This window comes from Klebsiella sp. (assembly GCF_027492335.1).
Lineage (GTDB): Bacteria > Pseudomonadota > Gammaproteobacteria > Enterobacterales > Enterobacteriaceae > Klebsiella > Klebsiella huaxiensis.
Map to the genome: position 1 here is coordinate 114,184 of NZ_JAPUEW010000041.1, position 16,505 is coordinate 130,688.

Sequence of the window (16,505 nt, forward strand, 5' to 3'; positions counted from 1 at the left end):
AAAATAAAAAATCCGCAACCTTCGGGCTGCGGATTTTTTTATGCCTGGTTTTGGTTGCGGCTTACAGTCTGGCGCGGGGCTGCGTGACGCGAAGGCCGCTGACGGCGGCAGCAACAACGGCAAGCGTGCCGGCCAGCAGAAGTGCGGTGTGGGTTCCGCTATTCCCCAGCAGGTTAAACAGCAATGCGACCAGCGCCGCGCCGGTGCTCTGCCCCAGCAGGCGTGCAGTACCTAACATCCCACTCGCGCCACCGCTGCGATGGGCAGGGGCTGACGACACAATCGTATGGTTGTTTGGTGACTGGAACAGACCAAAACCTGCGCCACAGAGCGCCATTCGCCAGATGATATCCAGGTCCGAAGGGGAAGAGGGCAGTAAAGCGAGACCGAACAGACCACAGGCCATCACAATCAGGCCAATTGCGCCCAGCAGGCCAGCATGGGCTCTCTCAATCAAATACCCTGCCAGCGGTGCCATCACCATTGTGGCCAGCGGCCACGGCGTCAGGAGCAGACCGGTTTCTACCTCACTGCGCCCCATCACGGATTGCAGGAAAAACGGCAGCGAAACCATCGCCAGCATCTGGGCACAGAAGGAGCAGATAGAGGTACAAATCGAAAGCGAAAACAGCGGAATGCGCAGCAGATCAACGGGTAGCAAGGGGACCGGCATCTGGAGTTGACGACGAACAAAAAAGAATCCAACGATCAGCATCGCCACGACCTCAGCCAGAACCAGTTGTGTAGACTGGCCCTGGGCAAAGCCGCCGAGGGCAGTAATCAGCAGGCCAAAAGTCAGCGCATTCATAATTGCACTGGGCAGATCAAAGCGGGTAATTTTACTCCGCCCGGCGTTGACAGGCAGATAGCGCATTGCGAGGACCAGCGAAATAATGCCCAGCGGAATGTTAATCAGGAACAGCCATTGCCAGGAGGCTACGGAGAGAATCGCTGCGGCAATTGTCGGCCCTGCCGCGGAAGATACCGCCACGACAAAAGAGTTGATCCCCATTCCGCGGCCAAGGAAGCGCTGGGGATATATCAGACGAATCAGTGCGGTATTGACGCTCATCAGCGCAGCGCCGCCAAGACCCTGCGCGACGCGTGCCAGAGTCAACATTTCCAGACTACTGGAGAGCGCGCAGGCGAGAGAGGTGAAGGTAAAGACTACCAGTCCAATCTTATAAATGCGTCGGTAGCCGACCATATCGCCGAGAAAAGAGAGCGGTAGTAAGGCGATAACGATGGCAATTTGATAGGCATTAACTATCCAAATAGACGATGCCGGAGAAGCATTTAAATCGCTGGCGATTGTCGGCAGCGCCACGTTGGCGATAGCACCATCCAGTACCGCCATCGTCAAACCTAATACAATGGTCAGAATTGCGCCGTAACGCTGCGGTAACGGCAGCCCATCGGAAGTGTTTTTATCCATGTGAAATCTATGTCTTAGTGAAAACTATTTACTGGACAATAATTTTAGCATTGATTATTCAGCGGCATGTCGCAGATTTGTAACGAATAGGCAGAAGAACGATTGCGGGTATTGGGATGCGAATTTATAATAAAAACCGGTTCTAATTTTTATAAAACAGTTGCGATGAGGTGATAAATGGCAGTTGCAGATTTGGATAAACAGCCAGATTCTGTCTCTTCGGTGTTGAAGGTTTTTGGCATTTTGCAGGCGCTTGGCGAAGAGCGTGAAATTGGCATTACCGAACTGTCCCAGCGCGTCATGATGTCAAAAAGCACCGTTTATCGCTTTTTGCAGACCATGAAATCGTTGGGATATGTGGCACAAGAAGGCGAGTCTGAGAAATATTCCCTGACCCTGAAGCTGTTCGAATTGGGCGCGCGGGCATTGCAGAATGTTGATCTGGTCCGTAGTGCGGATATTCAGATGCGCGAACTTTCTCGCCTGACGAAAGAGACGGTCCACCTGGGTGCTCTGGACGAAGACAGTATTGTCTACATCCATAAAATCGACTCAATGTACAACTTGCGCATGTATTCGCGCATTGGTCGCCGCAACCCCCTGTACAGTACCGCTATCGGTAAAGTTCTGCTGGCGTGGCGCGATCGCGCAGAAGTTGAGCAGATTCTCGAAGGCGTAGAGTACAAGCGCAGCACTGACCGCACCATCACCAGTACTGAAGAGTTGTTATCGGTTCTGGATAAGGTCCGTGAACAGGGTTATGGCGAAGATAACGAAGAGCAGGAAGAAGGGTTGCGCTGTATTGGCGTGCCGGTTTTCGACCGCTTTGGCGTGGTTATTGCTGGCCTGAGCATCTCTTTCCCGACGCTGCGTTTTTCTGAAGAGCGTTTGAACGAGTATGTTGAGATGCTGCACACGGCAGCACGTAAGATTTCTGAGCAGATGGGTTACAACGATTATCCGTTTTGACAGGTCTTAATCGTTGTAAATTCGGGCTACTGACATTGTAGCCCGAACCATGACTAACCGTTATCAACGACCGTGGCGCTTTTTCGCAGTATAGGGCAATCGGTAATGCCGATAATACCGCTACTGGAATGAACATACTGTGCGGTACTTATGCCGCGAGCCGTAAGATATTTACATTGCAACCCTAGTCCTCCGGCATTCTCACTACTGCCCATTAATACGCCGTAACCGCTTAATAATACGCCGATCCACAAGATAGCCAGCACCACAATGGTACGTATGATCAATCGCATTGTTGCCTCATTATTTGTATTATCCTTGCGTTTATTTTGTCATGAACACGAGTTGATACAAGTCTATGATTCCTAAACTTGCCTTTCGTATTACAGTTAGCCGCGGTTTAAGAAGGTCATGTTATCCTGGCGACATCTGATTCTGATGCGGAGAGTGGAGTGAAAAAATTACGGTGGGTTTTGCTGATAGTTATCATCGCGGGTTGTTTACTGCTATGGACTCAGATGCTTAACGTAATGTGCGATCAGGATGTACAGTTCTTCAGCGGCATCTGCACTATCAACAAGTTTATACCCTGGTAAGACATTTTTAATATGACTGATTTTCTTCTGCTGCGTGGGTGGTAGAATGAACGCCTTCTCTTTGAGGTGGTGAAATGAGTGAGTTATTAAATCCTGGGATCGTAAATCTGGCGTCAGTAGCATTGTCGGTTGTGCTGTTGCTTGTCGGCCTGTTGTTGTGGTTTTTTGTTAATCGCGCCAGCTCGCGCGCCAATGAGCAGATTGCTCTGCTGCAAGCCTTGCTGGATCAGCAAAAGCGGCAAAATGCATTGCTCCGCCGTCTGTGTGAAGCCAATGAACCTGAGAAAGAGGACATTGCCGAGCCTTCTACAGTTGAGAAGGGAAAAGGCGACGACGACTTCATTCGCCTTGTCGCAGAACGGTAATCCGACTGACAGGTGTGCACCACTGCGGTGTGCGCCTGCATATCACCCGGCTATAACTTATCCTTATCTATTTATCCGTTTTCAGCGCCAGTCTGAACGGTTAAGATATGATTTCATTCGCATGTTTCCGTGATTTGTTTAGATACGCAAATAAAAGAATTATGATGTGGGTCAATTGCCAGAACAAACATCATGTCATCAATACTTCATTATTATCGTGCAATGTAGACAATATTTTGAGCACTTCAATTAACGCGTTTCATTATTATGGAGTGCGCATAGTTAACGCGAATTTTCAACTATCGATATGAGCTTTTATGTGCATCATTATGCAGTTTTCTTTGTATACCCCTAAAATTGGCAGTTCGTATGCGAACCGATGACAACACTCTGAAGTCGTTGAGCTATGGCGAAAAAGTTGCAGTTGTGGGGGATGTGTTATTGCTGGAACCGTATGACAGTGAAGGATTCGGCTGTAGGAGGTAAGACGCATAAATGTGCAGATGATCAAATGATTACCTTATAATCTGTGCGAGCGATCGAGACCCGCCTAAAAATGGCTTGCCATTATTTACGTTGTATGTGATAACACCGTTCGGGTTAAACGAGGTACAGTTCTGTTTATGTGTGGCATTTTCAGTAAAGAAGTCCTGAGTAAACACGTTGTCGTTGAATACCGCTTCTCTGCCGAACCTTATATTAGTGCCTCATGCAGTTATGTGTCAGTTTTATCTATGTAAGCGCCTAAGGGCGAAGAAAGAAAACAGTCTAAGGAATTTTGCAAATGGCAAAGATTAAAGGTCAAGTTAAGTGGTTCAACGAGTCTAAAGGTTTTGGTTTCATTACTCCTGCTGATGGCAGCAAAGATGTGTTCGTACACTTCTCTGCAATCCAGGGTAACGGCTTCAAAACTCTGGCTGAAGGCCAGAACGTTGAGTTCGAAATTCAGGACGGCCAGAAAGGTCCAGCAGCAGTTAACGTAACTGCTATCTGATTCAAGACCACTGAATCTTGTAAGAAAGCCTCGCCTGTGCGGGGCTTTTTAGTTTCTATTGCAAAACGTTTCTATTTCCCACCCTTCGTTGTGCTTTGTTGCAAAACAACACCCTTATTCGCATTGTTTAGCAGTCTTTTTTGCTTATTTTCTGTTAAATCAGAGGGTTGCAAAATAATGATGGAGCTAAGGTGCAAAAGAACAAAATTAAGTCAGCCGCCAATTTTACCCCGATCCGTTTTGGGTTGCTGTGCGTGGCGATTCTCAGTTGTCTTGGGCTGCTATTGGCTCGAGTGGGCTGGCTACAAATTGTCTCCCCAGACAACCTGGTTAAACAAGAGGATATGCGCTCCTTGCGCGAGGAGCCTGTTGACGTTCAACGTGGGATGATTAGCGATCGCGAAGGCCGTCCGCTGGCGGTTAGCGTTCCAGTGAGTGCTATCTGGATTGACCCGCAAACCACCCTTGAAAAGGGGGGCGTAGGATACGGTCCGCGCTGGCAGGCGATGGCCGAGGCTCTACATCTCAACCTTAGCGAACTGGCCCATCGCGTTGAATCGCATCCTCATGCGCGTTTTCTCTATCTGGCGCGCCAGATAAACCCAGAGCAGGCGGAATGGATCGACAAACTCCACCTGCCGGGCATCAATCTGCGCGATGAGTCGCGACGTTTTTATCCTGCGGGACACGTTGCCGCGAATCTGCTGGGGTTTACTAATGTTGATAACCAGGGCATTGAAGGAGTAGAGAAAAGCTTTAACGCGCAGCTGATGGGTCAGCCAGGGCGTCGGCTGGTGCGTAAAGATCGCCACGGCAACGTTATCGAAAATATCACTGAAGTTGCGGCCGTCCCTGCGCATAATTTGCAGTTGAGCATCGATGAACGACTGCAAACGGTCACGGAAGACGCGCTGGATAATGCCGTACGCTGGAATAAAGCGGAATCAGGCGCAGCAGTATTGATTAAGATTGATACCGGAGAGATTCTGTCGATGGCCAGCTATCCGGATTTCAACCCTAATAATCGCGATGATGCGAAGCTGGATGATTTCCGCAATCGCGCAATAAGCGATACTTTTGAGCCTGGCTCAACGGTAAAACCGCTGGTGCTCATGACTGCGCTACAGCAGGGGATTGTTCAGCCGGATAGTGTGGTGGATACCCATCCGTTTATCCTCGACGGCCATCGAATTCGCGACGTGGGCTATTATCCGGAATTAACCCTCACCGGTATCCTGCAAAAATCCAGCGATACCGGCGTTTCACATTTATCTCTGGCCATGCCGGTCCAGCATCTCATCGATACCTATAAAGCGTTCGGTTTTGGCGACTCAACCGGATTAGGGCTGACCGGTGAAAGCGCCGGGCTGATGCCACAGCGCCGCTACTGGGGGCAGTTGGACCGGGCGACCTTTGCTTTTGGCTATGGTCTGATGGTGACGCCGCTACAGCTGGCGCATGTTTATGCCACCATCGGTGGCTACGGCATTGAACGCCCGCTATCGATCACTCGCATCGATCCGCCGGTTATGGGGACACGGGTGATGCCAGAACAGATTGTGCATGAAGTCGAACATATGATGGAGAGCGTAGCCTTACCGGGCGGCGGAGGCACTAAAGCCGCGGTACGTGACTACCGGGTGGCGGTAAAAACAGGTACCGCAAAAAAAATCGGTCCCGATGGCAAATACATTGATAAGTACGTCGCTTATACGGCAGGCGTTGCGCCAGCCAGCAACCCGAAATTTGCGCTGGTGGTGGTGATGAACGACCCCAGCAACGGGTCGTATTACGGCGGGGCGGTTTCTGCGCCGGTATTCAGCCAGATCATGGGCGATGTCCTGCGCCTGGAGAACGTTATGCCGGATGGAATGCCGCAGGATTCAGAAAACCTCATCGTAATGCACAACGGCGAGGCCTTGTCCCCCGCGCTGTAACAGTGGTCTGAAAGGGCGAATAGCGCTACACTTTCGCCCTTTCAGCGACACCGGAGTTGTCATGTCTTACAGTTGCCCACTTTGCCACGCGCCGCTTGAGCGCCGCGACAATAGCTATATTTGCCCACAGCGGCATCAGTTCGATCTGGCGAAGGAGGGCTACGTTAATTTGCTGCCGGTGCAGTTTAAGCGGTCTCGCGATCCTGGCGACAGCGCGGAGATGATGCAGGCCCGTCGGGCGTTTCTCGATGCGGGTCATTATCAACCTCTGCGAGATGCTATCAGCGCTTATCTGCAAACCTTCGCTCCGATTGATTTACTGGATATCGGCTGTGGGGAAGGGTATTACACTCATGCTTTTGCTGCCATTGCCGCCCATAGCTGGGGGCTGGATGTTTCTAAATCCGCTATTCGCGCCGCGGCTAAACGTTATCCGCAAGTCAATTTTTGCGTCGCATCCAGCCAGCGCTTGCCGTTTGACGATGCCAGCCTTGATGCGGTCGTGCGAATTTATGCCCCGTGTAATGCTCAAGAACTGGCGCGTGTTGTCAGGCCCGGCGGCTGGGTGATCACCGCGACGCCTGGCCCGCGTCATTTATTGGAACTCAAGGGATTAATTTACGACGACGTGCGCCTGCATGAGCAGAACACGGAAGAGATGACGGGATTCACGTTATGCCACCAGCAGCAGGTGGCCTATCCAATGCAGCTAAATGGAAGTGAGGCAGAAGCGTTACTGCAGATGACGCCGTTTGCGTGGCGGGCAAAACCGGCGGTTCGAGAAACCTTACGTCAGCAGGAACTATTTAGCTGCCAGACTGATTTTGCGATTCACTGCTGGCAGCGCGATGTCTGATGGCTAGCCGGCAAAATGGCTCCAGAGTATTTGGGCGCCGATGCCAATCAGAACGATACCACCCAGTATTTCGGCCCGTTTGCCCAGCAGCGGGCCGATAAAGCGTCCTACCATAATGCCCAGCGTTGACATCATCAACGTGGCACAACCGATGGCCAGCGCGGTGGCGATAATATTGACCTGTAAGAACGCCAGACCAACGCCGACAGCCATTGCATCGAGACTGGTGGCGAAAGCGGTGGTGACCAGCAGCCAGAAACCGTGACGGCGGGGAGCTTCACACTCTTCGTCGTCGTTGCCGCGAAATCCTTCGATAACCATACGACCGCCGAGAAACACCAGCAGTATGAAGGCAATCCAGTGATTCCATTCGAGAACGAACTGGCTGGCCAGCATCCCCATACCCCAACCGACGAGCGGGGTGAGCGTTTCGATAGCGCCAAAGATGAGACCCGTGCGCAGGGCTTCGGAAAATTTGGGTTTATGGAGGGTCGCGCCCTTACCGATAGAAGCCGCGAAGGCGTCCATGGACATGCCGAAGGCAAGAAGAATGGTAGCGGAAATATTCATTAGAGCGTCCTGACCGGGGATAATCCATATGACACATCGCTACCCCCAGTAAGCATACGCAGCTCATCCTGATGATGAAGCGCTGCGTACAGCAGTGATGTGTCTATGGTCTCGCCTGATTGAATACTCTCTTCAACCCGTACGTGCCACGTTTTGCAACGAGTATGTTGACACGTACATTTCCTGACTGGCAGGAAATCGGCTACTCCCCAACGACGGGCGCAACCTTAACATAATTTTAGAATATAAAACAATAACAGAGTTAGGTTATTTTGATAACTAAATGATAACGATTTTCATTTTAATTTAGGCGTAAATGACTCGTTAATAAATATGAGGATATTAGACGGATGAAATATAGCACTGGCTATACATCATCCGTTGGGAAATAGTGAGATATAGCGTGAGCTATATTTATAACTTATTGAGTTGAAACAAGAAGCTTGTAAATCTTCTCCAGGTCGTCGATATTGCGGACACGAATAAGTAAACGGCGTTGCTCTAATTGCATCACCAATACGCCATCTTCCGATAAATTCATCTCTTTAATTCGCTTATATTCAATCCAGATATTGGCGAAGAAAAAACCACTCTTTTTGAAGATGATCTTCGGAGCGCGGATCCAGAACAGATACAGTCCCATTAATGCCAGGGCAGATAATAACCAAGTGGTGATAAGTTCGCCCTGGTTGGCCATATTGTTGTAAATCAGTATCCCGATAAGGCCGACGAAAATAATGCCATCAACACGACTGCGGCGGAGCAGGGGGATAGCCAGCAGACTTGGGCCGTTACGACGCGGCATAATGAACTGGTCGTAAATCGCAAAAGCGAGCAGAACGAGAATAAACAGGATTAACACCAGGTCCGTGATTGTCATCCATCCTCCAAATAAAAAAGCCGGGGGCAAGCCCCCGGCGCACAACACAATAATTACAGGCCCAGCAGGCCGACAGCGTAGCCCGCGATACCGATGACGAAGAAGCCAACGATGATCCACAGGGCGTTTACTTTCTTACGCAGTAGCCACATACAAGCGAAGGTCAGCAGCAGTGGCACCAGGCCCGGCATCAGCTGGTCAAGGATGGTCTGCACGGTAGTGACGCGAGTCTGACCATCCTGACCGGTGATGGTAGAAACCACCAGCGGGATGTTCACGTGCGTCCACTTGTTAACCAGCGCTCCCATAACAAACAGGCCGAGGATTGACGCCCCCTCTGTCAGTTTCTGCAGGAAGCCGCCGCCCATATCTTTAACGATGTCGATACCTTTACGGTAACCGTACGCTACGCCGTAATAGCGAGTCAGCAGGCGTACTGCGTTAAACAGGATAAAGAACAGCAGGGGACCAAGCAGGCTGCCGCTCATCGCGATACCTGCACCCAGCGCGGCGAATACCGGACGAACGGTGCCCCAGAAGATTGGGTCGCCTACGCCCGCCAGAGGGCCCATCAGACCAACTTTGATACCGTTGATGGCACCATCGTCGATTTCTGCGCCGTTAGCACGCTGCTCTTCCATCGCCAGCGTTACGCCGAGAACCGGCGCGGCAACGTATGGGTGGGTGTTAAAGAACTCAAGGTGACGTTTAATCGCCTGTTTACGCGCATCGTTGTTCTCCGGATACAGGCGACGAATTGCCGGTACCATAGAGAAGCAGAAGCCCAGCGCCTGCATACGTTCGAAGTTCCATGAACCCTGGAACAGGTTAGAACGAATGAACACGCCACGAATATCACTCTGAGTGAGTTTTTTCTCGGTGGTATTTTTAGTCATATCAACCATTTCGCTCACCTGTTAGTCCAGTTCGTTATCGAGATCGTTATTACCAGCAGCCTGCGCTGGCGCACCCGCTACGCGGTTATATTTCGGGCTCAGTTGGATGTAGAGGACAGCCATTACTGTACCAATCACGCCCAGAGCAACCAGGTTGAAATCGGTGAATGCAGCGGTAACGAAGCCCAGGTAGAAGAACGGCATCAGGTAGCCTGCGCGCATCATGTTGATGACCATCGCGTAACCGACTACCACGATCATGCCACCTGCGATGTTCAGACCGCCAGTTACCACTTCAGGAATGGCGTTCAGCAGACCCTGTACTTCGCTGGTGCCGACGGAGATCGCCACGATAACCGCAGGGATAGCGATACGCATGGCCTGCAGGAACAGAGACGAAACGTGAAGCCAGGAAATGGCCGTCAGGTTTCCACTCTCTGCGGCTTTATCCGCAGCGTGCTGGAAAGCAACGGTGATGGTACGAACGATAATGGTCAGAACCTGGCCTGCTGCTGCCAGTGGGATAGCCAGCGCGATACCAGCGCCAATGCTCTGGTGACCTGCGATAACCAGAACGGTTGAGATGATTGACGCTAAAGCGGCATCAGGCGCAACGGCGGCACCGATGTTCATCCAGCCCAAAGCGATCATTTCCAGGGTACCACCGATGATGATACCCGTTTTCATATCACCGAGAACGGCGCCAATCAGCGTACAGGCCACCAGCGGACGGTGGAACTGAAATTCATCAAGTACCGACTCCATACCCGCAATACACGCGACGATGAACACCAGCACAATCTGAAGAAGGGTAATCTCCATTGTACTTCTCCTGTTGATTAAGTCTTAAGTTGAAAATTGGGTTGTGGTCCGTAAGGTTACTTATTCACCTTACCGATCAGATCCATCATTTTCAGTTTCTGGTCTGTGGAAACTTTGCGAGCTTCCAGTTCGATACCGCGAGCATTCAGTTTTTTGAACGCTTCAATATCTTTCTCATCGACCGAAATAGCGTTATTCACCTGCGTTTTGCCCTGACGGTAAGCCATACCGCCGATGTTGACAGTGGTGATGTTCACCCCACCTTCAACAACGCGCTCAACGTCAGTTGGGTTAGTAAACAGCAGCATGATGCGTTCGCCTGCGTATTTCGGGTTGTTATAGACACGAATCATCTTCGCGACGTCTACAACGTGGGCGGTAACGCCCGGAGGAGCAACCTGAGTTAGCAGCGTTTTACGCACGGTGTCTGCCGCCACTTCGTCGCTGACGACGATAATGCGGGTAACGTTAGTTTCTTTGGTCCAGCGGGTAGCGACCTGACCATGGATCAGACGATCATCGATGCGTGCCAGCCCGATGACCATGTAATCTTTCGGCCCCATTGGTTTCAATGGTGCTGCCGCTTTCGGTGCTGCTGCCTGAACCGGTGCTGGGGCGGCCTTTTCCACCAGCTTCGCTTTCAGTGCTTTCACGCCTTCACGACCGGTTTCCACAGCCAGCGCGACCAGTTCATCGAACGACGGGTTATCGTCGCGCGCCATCAGTGTTTCCACCAGCATCGGGATGTTTACACCCGCGATGACTTCATAATGTTCTTTATCGACGACAATGCGGCTAGCTGCGTTAAACGGGCTGCCTCCCCATGTATCGACGAGAAATAACACGCCTTTTGCTGTATCCAGCTTCGCTAGCTGAGCGTTGTACTTCTCAATCAACGTTTCTGCGTTTTCGCCAGGAACGAAATCGATCCAGCCAACGTTTTCCTGTTCGCCCAACAGCATTTCTGCCGTTTTCAACAGCTGTTCTGCAGCCCAACCATGTGTGCCTATTACAATAGCAATCGTCACTTGCTACCTCCTTTATAATCGTGAATGCATCATCTGTTGTGATACATACTGAATCACTCTTGCGAACAAAATCGATTCAGTAGGGGTGTAAGATATAAAGTAATTACTACAGCGAATTATTTTAGACAGTGAAAAAATAATTAATGTGATGAAGCTCCGCTAATCATGGATAAGTTTGGGATTATTTTGCAGCGCAAAAAATAGTCTTAGCTATTGCAAAGACAGGTAAATTTTTTCCAATCTAGCTCTATATTTTGATATGTTTACGTTCCGTTTAATTACTCAGGAGTATAGGGCATAGCCCGCTATATGGATCGTCACCGACGTCTTTTCACCTTCAGGCACTCGTCTGCCGCCATCATCTGCTACGTTTTTTTACCAGCAATAAGTGTCTCGTCTGTGCATGACACAGCGATGACTATGTCTGTCGTTAACTGGAGCTGCTCATGGAATTCTTAATGGATCCCTCTATTTGGGTTGGCTTGCTGACGCTGGTCGTCCTCGAAATCGTATTAGGTATCGACAACCTGGTGTTTATTGCCATCCTTGCTGACAAGCTGCCGCCAAAACAGCGCGATAAAGCGCGTTTGATCGGACTTTCTCTGGCGCTGTTTATGCGTCTGGGCCTGCTGTCGGTCATCTCCTGGATGGTGACGTTAACCAAACCGCTTTTCAGCGTTGCCGATTACGCGTTTTCCGGGCGCGACCTCATCATGCTGCTCGGGGGGATCTTCTTGCTGTTTAAGGCGACCACCGAACTGCACGAACGGCTGGAAAACCGCCAGCATGATTCCGGCCATGGTAAGGGATACGCAAGTTTCTGGGTGGTAGTACTGCAAATCGTCGTGCTTGACGCCGTGTTCTCGCTGGATGCTGTCATTACGGCGGTCGGGATGGTTAACCATCTGCCGGTGATGATGGCGGCGGTAGTGATTGCGATGGCGGTGATGCTATTGGCTTCGAAGCCGTTGACCCGCTTCGTCAACCAGCATCCGACGGTCGTCGTGCTCTGTTTGAGCTTCCTGCTGATGATCGGCCTGAGCCTGGTGGCTGAAGGTTTTGGTTTCCATATACCGAAGGGGTACCTGTACGCCGCAATTGGTTTCTCGATAACCATCGAATTCTTCAACCAGGTGGCGCGCCGTAACTTTATCCGCCACCAGTCGATGCTGCCGCTGCGTGCGCGAACCGCCGATGCGATCCTGCGTCTGATGGGAGGTCGTAAACAGAGCGTCGTGGCGCACGATAGCGATAACCCATCCGTGGTGCCGATACCGGAAGGCGCGTTTGCTGAAGAAGAACGCTATATGATTAACGGTGTCCTAACCCTTGCGCAGCGTTCATTGCGCAGCATCATGACGCCGCGCGGGGAAATCAGCTGGGTGAACGCCGAGCAGAGCGAAGAGGAAATTCGTCGCCAGCTGCTCTCGTCACCGCACAGTTTGTTCCCTGTGTGCCGGGGCGAGCTGGATGAAATCATCGGTATCGTCCGTGCGAAAGAAATGCTGGTGGCGCTGGAAGCCGGGGATAACGTTGCCGCGCTGGCCTCGGCTTCTCCGGCGATCGTGGTTCCGGAAACGTTGGATCCGATAAACCTGTTGGGCGTGCTGCGCCGTGCTCGTGGCAGCTTTGTTATCGTGACCAACGAGTTTGGCGTGGTGCAGGGGCTGGTCACGCCGCTGGACGTGCTGGAGGCGATTGCCGGTGAATTCCCGGACGCTGACGAAACCCCGGAAATAGTCATTGATGGTGATGGCTGGCTGGTGAAAGGCTCAACCGACGTTCATGCGTTGCAGCAGGCGCTGGGGTTGGATCACCTGGTTGATGAAGATGAAGATATCGCGACGGTTGCCGGGCTGGTGATCGCGGTCAATGGTCATATCCCTCGTGCGGGTGATGTGCTTGATTTGCCGCCTTTGCAGTTCACGATTGTCGAAGCCAACGACTACCGTGTCGACCTGGTGCGGGTCGTGAAAGTACGCCAGGATAACGACGAAGAAGAGTAATGGTTGACCCTGTCGGCTGTATCATGAAGCCGACAGGGTATTCTCTAGGTGAATGCCTCTTTGTGTTTTTCAGCCGCCAACCACTCTGGGAAGTCGTCTATTGGCATCGGGCGGGCATAATAAAAACCTTGCAATAAATCCACGCCATTTCTGCGCAGATACTCCTCTTGCTCCCGGGTCTCGACACCCTCAGCAATCGTGACAATTTTTAGCCGACGCGCAAGGGCGATGATCATATCGGTCACCGTGGCGTTGACGCTATCGATACCAATAGCGCTGGTGAAAGATTTATCAATTTTCAACACATCAGGGCGCAGTTTCTCCAGCCACGAAAGGGAACTATTGCCGGTGCCAAAATCATCAATCGCTAACTGTACCCCCTTGAAATGCAGGTGTTCAGCCATATGGTGATCGCCATCCTGTAGCACGTCACGTTCAGTGAGTTCGACAACCAATTGCTGTACCGGATGCGCGCTAAACCAGTAACGGTGCAGGTCGCGCAGCAGTTCGCCATTGGCGAAGTGGCGGGCGGCGACGTTAATCCCGATGTGAAAATGTTTGTCCTGAGGAAACAGCGCTAATTTATGTGCGGTTTGTGAAATCACATAGCGGGTGAGGGGGATAATCAGGTTATAGCCTTCAGCGATGGGAATAAAAACATCCGGTGAAATAGCCCCTCGTCGCGGATTATTCCATCGCAGCAGTATCTCAACTCCACAGCACTTTCGGGTATGCAGGTCTTGTAAAGGCTGGCACCAAAGTTCGAACTCGTGCGCAATAATGCCGAGATTAATTTCACGAGAAAAACTCATTCGTCCCGCCGTCGCCAACCAGGCGATGCCGGTCATTAACATGCTAAGGATTAGTGCCAGTGGTAATTCATTGGGAAGATCGCTAAGGGCGACCGCCGAGGCTCCGGGGCCGCTAACGTTGATAGTAAAAGGAAATTCTGTTGAACGCTGGCGGTAGATAATCTGCTCTCCCGGCAACATCTCCTGGCTTACCAGACCCGAACCGCTGATAAAACTTTTCTCGCCAACCTGCAGGCCAATCCCGGTAATTAACGATGATTTTGCATTGAAAATTAACCCACCTAACAGCTCAATATTGATGAGCAGCAGCACGCCGTCAGCACCGCTAAGCGAGGCAGGATACCACTGAATAAGTACCGGGGTTCCTTTAAGCAGCGAAGCGTCGTAGCTGAAGACTAACAGGGGATGATTTGTCGGTAATGCAGGCTGTAGTTGATGAACAGGAGTATGGCGCTCGCCAAAAATGCTGGAGCAGTAGAGTATATTCGACTGGACCAACGCAATGGAACGTACTGTTTGCAACGATGAGGCCAGCTTGCGAAGCGCAAGGTGGGCATCCTGACAGGGTTGATTCACCAGATGAAGCAGTGAAGTGTGCTGAGCGGCGAGGGGGCGTAAAATGTTATCCATCGCCCCCACCATTTTATTGGTGCTCGTCTGGACGCGCTGCTGATTTAAACTACGCTGCGAAATAAATCGAATCACTAACGTTGTTGTTAGCGTTAATAGCGCCACGAGCAAACATACCAGGATACGTTTCCTGCGGTATGTCGTGATGACTTTTTGTGCAGTCTGCATGCGCGACGCCTTGTCGGCTAGAAAGTGTCAATGAGAGTAACAGCCGCCATTGGGCAAGTGTAGTAGGGACAGATAAAAAAGAAGAATGCGTCAGACGGACGCATTCGTTTAAATAATTATTAATCGCACTGAACTTTGATAGCCAGACCGCCACGCGACGTTTCCCGGTATTTGGCGTTCATGTCTTTACCGGTCTCGTACATGGTCTCAATGACTTTATCGAGGGAGACGCGCGGTTCGCTGGTTCGGCGCATTGCCATTCGGGTGGCGTTGATCGCTTTAACCGAGGCAATCGCATTACGCTCGATGCAGGGAACCTGCACCTGTCCGGCTACCGGGTCGCAGGTAAGACCGAGGTTATGCTCCATCCCGATTTCTGCCGCCACGCAAACCTGTTCCGGGCTGGCTCCGAGGATTTCAGCCAGGCCCGCCGCCGCCATTGAGCAGGCCACGCCGACTTCACCCTGACAGCCAACTTCTGCACCGGAAATTGAAGCATTCATCTTATACAACGCGCCGATAGCGCCAGAGGCCAGGAAGTAGCGAATATAGATATCCGGGCTGACGGACTCGATAAAGTGGTTGTAGTAGGCCAGCACCGCCGGAACAATACCGCAGGCACCGTTGGTCGGCGCGGTGACCACCCGACCACCGGCAGCGTTCTCTTCATTGACCGCCAGCGCGAACATATTGACCCAGTCCACCACGTTCATCGGATCGTTGGAGAGCTTATCGCTGGCAACCAGCATCCTCCGCAGCGCAGAAGCGCGGCGAGGAACGCGCAGCGGGCCAGGCAGTACGCCTTCGGTGTTCATCCCGCGATCGATACAGGCGCGCATGGTCTGCCAGATATTAGCAAAATAGTCTTCTATCTCTTTTTTGCTGTGAAGTGCCAGTTCATTCTGCATCACCATGCCGGAGAGCGACATGCCGGTTTCTTTACAGTAGCCCAACATCTCGTGCGCGGATTTAAACGGGTATGGGACGCTGACTTCACCAACATTTTCTTTGCCGAAATGCTCTTCATCGACGATAAAGCCCCCGCCGATGGAATAATAAGTTTTGCTGTAGATTTCTTTATCGCCAGCCCAGGCGTGAATGGTCATGCCGTTCTCGTGCAGCGGCAGGTTATCGCTACGAAAACGCATACCGTCATCCTGCGGAAAATCAACCTCATGCTGCCCTTGCGCCAGCAGTAGACGTCCGCGCTCTTCAACGTCGCGGATAAATGCCGGAATTGCGTCAATGTCGACCGTATCAGGCTGATTGCCTGCCAGTCCCATAATGATGGCAATATCTGTGTGGTGGCCTTTGCCGGTTAATGACAGTGAGCCGTAGACGTCAACCGCCACGCGCGTCACTTCATTAAGCAATCCCTTTTCGACCAGGTCATCGACGAACTGTTTACCGGCCTTCATCGGCCCTACAGTATGGGAAGATGAGGGACCGATCCCCACCTTGAACATGTCGAATATACTAATCACGATAACACTCCTGACAGGGTTACCGCGGGTGCGGTAACGATGTAATAACTGCGCATA

The 16,505-nt window shown here is 51.5% G+C and carries 17 protein-coding genes; 8 read left to right on the top strand and 9 right to left on the bottom strand.

Annotated elements, in window-relative coordinates:
• Positions 1-61 precede the first annotated feature (61 nt).
• Positions 62-1,435: an MFS transporter gene (locus tag QVF11_RS11360; protein WP_287856979.1), complete on the bottom strand. Its 1,374-nt coding sequence runs from the start codon at positions 1,433-1,435 to the stop codon at positions 62-64.
• Between the two features lie 177 nt (positions 1,436-1,612).
• On the opposite strand from QVF11_RS11360, the gene kdgR reads away from it, so the two are divergent.
• Complete coding sequence (gene kdgR, locus QVF11_RS11365) at positions 1,613-2,404, top strand: DNA-binding transcriptional regulator KdgR (protein WP_110274273.1); 792 nt, start codon at positions 1,613-1,615, stop codon at positions 2,402-2,404.
• A gap of 53 nt (positions 2,405-2,457) precedes the next feature.
• Here the strand turns inward: kdgR and QVF11_RS11370 are convergent, their stop codons facing one another.
• The gene (locus QVF11_RS11370) at positions 2,458-2,697 is read right to left on the bottom strand and encodes a YobH family protein (RefSeq protein ID WP_004122000.1); all 240 of its coding nucleotides are present in this window, start codon (positions 2,695-2,697) and stop codon (positions 2,458-2,460) included.
• Between the two features lie 159 nt (positions 2,698-2,856).
• Here QVF11_RS11370 and mgrB point away from each other — a divergent pair, with 159 nt between their 5' ends.
• The 6 genes from mgrB (at position 2,857) to rlmA (ending at position 7,152) form a co-directional block, all read left to right on the top strand.
• Positions 2,857-3,000 carry a PhoP/PhoQ regulatory lipoprotein MgrB gene (mgrB, locus tag QVF11_RS11375; protein WP_002911375.1) on the top strand — a complete coding sequence of 48 codons (144 nt, stop codon included), beginning with the start codon at positions 2,857-2,859 and terminating at the stop codon, positions 2,998-3,000.
• A 74-nt stretch (positions 3,001-3,074) separates the two neighbouring features.
• Complete coding sequence (locus tag QVF11_RS11380; protein WP_112213307.1) at positions 3,075-3,365, top strand: YebO family protein; 291 nt, start codon at positions 3,075-3,077, stop codon at positions 3,363-3,365.
• 623 nt (positions 3,366-3,988) lie between these two features.
• A complete protein-coding gene (locus QVF11_RS11385) occupies positions 3,989-4,105 on the top strand; it encodes a DUF2627 domain-containing protein (RefSeq protein ID WP_071530300.1) in 117 nt (38 codons plus the stop codon).
• 44 nt (positions 4,106-4,149) lie between these two features.
• Entirely contained in the window at positions 4,150-4,359 is a 210-nt protein-coding gene (gene cspE, locus QVF11_RS11390; protein ID WP_001062678.1) for a transcription antiterminator/RNA stability regulator CspE, read from the top strand.
• A 191-nt stretch (positions 4,360-4,550) separates the two neighbouring features.
• Positions 4,551-6,296: a peptidoglycan glycosyltransferase FtsI gene (ftsI, locus tag QVF11_RS11395; protein ID WP_287856999.1), complete on the top strand. Its 1,746-nt coding sequence runs from the start codon at positions 4,551-4,553 to the stop codon at positions 6,294-6,296.
• A 61-nt stretch (positions 6,297-6,357) separates the two neighbouring features.
• Positions 6,358-7,152, top strand: a complete 795-nt coding sequence (gene rlmA, locus QVF11_RS11400; RefSeq protein ID WP_287857001.1) for a 23S rRNA (guanine(745)-N(1))-methyltransferase — start codon at positions 6,358-6,360, stop codon at positions 7,150-7,152.
• A 3-nt stretch (positions 7,153-7,155) separates the two neighbouring features.
• On the opposite strand, the gene mntP is transcribed toward rlmA, so the two are convergent.
• The 5 genes from mntP to manX form a co-directional block, all read right to left on the bottom strand.
• On the bottom strand, positions 7,156-7,722 hold the full coding sequence (mntP, locus tag QVF11_RS11405) for a manganese efflux pump MntP (RefSeq protein ID WP_112213310.1): 567 nt from the start codon (positions 7,720-7,722) through the stop codon (positions 7,156-7,158).
• A gap of 421 nt (positions 7,723-8,143) precedes the next feature.
• The gene (locus tag QVF11_RS11410; protein ID WP_112213311.1) at positions 8,144-8,602 is read right to left on the bottom strand and encodes a DUF986 family protein; all 459 of its coding nucleotides are present in this window, start codon (positions 8,600-8,602) and stop codon (positions 8,144-8,146) included.
• 53 nt (positions 8,603-8,655) lie between these two features.
• The gene (locus QVF11_RS11415; protein WP_110274266.1) at positions 8,656-9,507 is read right to left on the bottom strand and encodes a PTS mannose transporter subunit IID; all 852 of its coding nucleotides are present in this window, start codon (positions 9,505-9,507) and stop codon (positions 8,656-8,658) included.
• Positions 9,508-9,519: 12 nt separating this feature from the next.
• Positions 9,520-10,320 (bottom strand): PTS mannose/fructose/sorbose transporter subunit IIC, encoded by an 801-nt coding sequence (locus tag QVF11_RS11420; RefSeq protein ID WP_110274265.1) that lies wholly within the window; start codon positions 10,318-10,320, stop codon positions 9,520-9,522.
• A gap of 56 nt (positions 10,321-10,376) precedes the next feature.
• Positions 10,377-11,348, bottom strand: a complete 972-nt coding sequence (manX, locus tag QVF11_RS11425) for a PTS mannose transporter subunit IIAB (RefSeq protein WP_112213312.1) — start codon at positions 11,346-11,348, stop codon at positions 10,377-10,379.
• A gap of 446 nt (positions 11,349-11,794) precedes the next feature.
• Between manX and yoaE the strand changes: the two genes are divergently transcribed.
• On the top strand, positions 11,795-13,354 hold the full coding sequence (gene yoaE / locus QVF11_RS11430) for a CNNM family cation transport protein YoaE (protein ID WP_112213313.1): 1,560 nt from the start codon (positions 11,795-11,797) through the stop codon (positions 13,352-13,354).
• A gap of 44 nt (positions 13,355-13,398) precedes the next feature.
• On the opposite strand, the gene QVF11_RS11435 is transcribed toward yoaE, so the two are convergent.
• Complete coding sequence (locus QVF11_RS11435; protein WP_142514094.1) at positions 13,399-14,964, bottom strand: EAL domain-containing protein; 1,566 nt, start codon at positions 14,962-14,964, stop codon at positions 13,399-13,401.
• A gap of 119 nt (positions 14,965-15,083) precedes the next feature.
• Positions 15,084-16,448, bottom strand: a complete 1,365-nt coding sequence (gene sdaA, locus QVF11_RS11440) for an L-serine ammonia-lyase (RefSeq protein ID WP_287857007.1) — start codon at positions 16,446-16,448, stop codon at positions 15,084-15,086.
• Positions 16,449-16,505: the final 57 nt, after the last annotated feature.

Bases quoted from the DNA above. Each gene is read 5' to 3' on its own strand.
- yoaE (WP_112213313.1), top strand. From the start codon at position 11,795: ATGGAATTCTTAATGGATCCCTCTATTTGGGTTGGCTTGCTGACGCTG.
- QVF11_RS11415 (WP_110274266.1), bottom strand. From the start codon at position 9,507: ATGGTTGATATGACTAAAAATACCACCGAGAAAAAACTCACTCAGAGT.
- rlmA (WP_287857001.1), top strand. From the start codon at position 6,358: ATGTCTTACAGTTGCCCACTTTGCCACGCGCCGCTTGAGCGCCGCGAC.
- cspE (WP_001062678.1), top strand. From the start codon at position 4,150: ATGGCAAAGATTAAAGGTCAAGTTAAGTGGTTCAACGAGTCTAAAGGT.
- QVF11_RS11435 (WP_142514094.1), bottom strand. From the start codon at position 14,964: ATGCAGACTGCACAAAAAGTCATCACGACATACCGCAGGAAACGTATC.
- mntP (WP_112213310.1), bottom strand. From the start codon at position 7,722: ATGAATATTTCCGCTACCATTCTTCTTGCCTTCGGCATGTCCATGGAC.
- QVF11_RS11360 (WP_287856979.1), bottom strand. From the start codon at position 1,435: ATGGATAAAAACACTTCCGATGGGCTGCCGTTACCGCAGCGTTACGGC.
- QVF11_RS11420 (WP_110274265.1), bottom strand. From the start codon at position 10,320: ATGGAGATTACCCTTCTTCAGATTGTGCTGGTGTTCATCGTCGCGTGT.
- QVF11_RS11380 (WP_112213307.1), top strand. From the start codon at position 3,075: ATGAGTGAGTTATTAAATCCTGGGATCGTAAATCTGGCGTCAGTAGCA.
- QVF11_RS11385 (WP_071530300.1), top strand. From the start codon at position 3,989: ATGTGTGGCATTTTCAGTAAAGAAGTCCTGAGTAAACACGTTGTCGTT.
- QVF11_RS11410 (WP_112213311.1), bottom strand. From the start codon at position 8,602: ATGACAATCACGGACCTGGTGTTAATCCTGTTTATTCTCGTTCTGCTC.
- QVF11_RS11370 (WP_004122000.1), bottom strand. From the start codon at position 2,697: ATGCGATTGATCATACGTACCATTGTGGTGCTGGCTATCTTGTGGATC.
- kdgR (WP_110274273.1), top strand. From the start codon at position 1,613: ATGGCAGTTGCAGATTTGGATAAACAGCCAGATTCTGTCTCTTCGGTG.